Annotated in this window: 1 protein-coding gene; it reads left to right on the forward strand. The window is 51.4% G+C overall.

Annotated features, from left to right (window positions below):
• Positions 1-17 precede the first annotated feature (17 nt).
• On the forward strand, positions 18-449 hold the full coding sequence (locus tag CA13_RS00120; RefSeq protein ID WP_146393663.1) for a hypothetical protein: 432 nt from the start codon (positions 18-20) through the stop codon (positions 447-449).
• The last annotated feature ends 612 nt before the right edge of the window (positions 450-1,061 follow it).

A 1,061-nucleotide genomic window follows, 5' to 3' on the forward strand; every position in this document is an offset into this window, starting at 1 on the left:
CGGACTAGATATCCCTCATGCAATTCCCTCGCAGATTCCGACTCGCCTCGCTATTTGCCATTGTCACCGTTTCGGCGTTGAGCATCGCTGCACACAATTACTTTTCCGCGTCAGGGCGATACAAACGGAATGGTGACGTGGAAACATTTTGCTTGTTACTCGCAACACGGATTGAGGCGGGTGATACCCTTGCTGAGGTGAGCTCGATACTTGGCCCCGGCACGCAAACCGATGGGTCGTACACTGAGACCATGACTAGCGTGATGTTTGGGGCACGCTTTGATTCCGTTTCGCGTTGGCCAGACGGAATCGAGGACAACGATCTTTTTGTACTCTACCGAGCGGACCCTAAGCCGACGTATGAGTTGCAGTTTCGCGATGGGATTCTTGTAAACCATGATCCGAGTTGGTATGAAGGTCCAAACGTGATGGTCACTGCACTCAGATGAATCGACGAACCATTGCATTCACCGAAGTACGGCATCGGGGTTTTTCAAATGGAGCATCGTCTCGCCGTACTCGGTGATGCTCGCCGTTATCCGACTGACGAAATCAGTATATTGAGGGCCTCACATCGAGCCTGTGAAAGACACGAATCCATATTCTCCACCTCACGGTACGACGTCCCTCGGGCCATCCGAAAACGAATCAAGCGAACCGCAGATTGGTGTCGTTGGATCACTGTTCCGCATCTTGGCGGGCTGCACTTTTTTTGCATTCTGTGTCGCGGGGCTATTTTCGACAATTGGCGGTGCCATAGGTATGCTGCAAGCAAGGAACTACATTAACGGCATCGCCTTGTTATGGGCATCCGTGTTTGGGTTTGGACTGGCAATATTCGCGATGCTGCGTCGATGACAGTGTTTTCAAACGATTATAATTTTGACGGGCATCTGACCGTTGCTCAGTCGCTAAGCTGGTCAGATGCTATTGATTGCCGACCGGCTGATCGCGATGACCAACGCATTTCACGCTCTCGATCCCGTCCCGAACGGATAACCGTTAAGAATTTGACATCGCGTGAATGAAGAGCGGCTTGTGATGATTTTTGGTGGGGTGAA

The sequence above is a fragment of the Novipirellula herctigrandis genome, from assembly GCA_007859835.1.
Lineage (GTDB): Bacteria > Planctomycetota > Planctomycetia > Pirellulales > Pirellulaceae > Novipirellula_A > Novipirellula_A herctigrandis.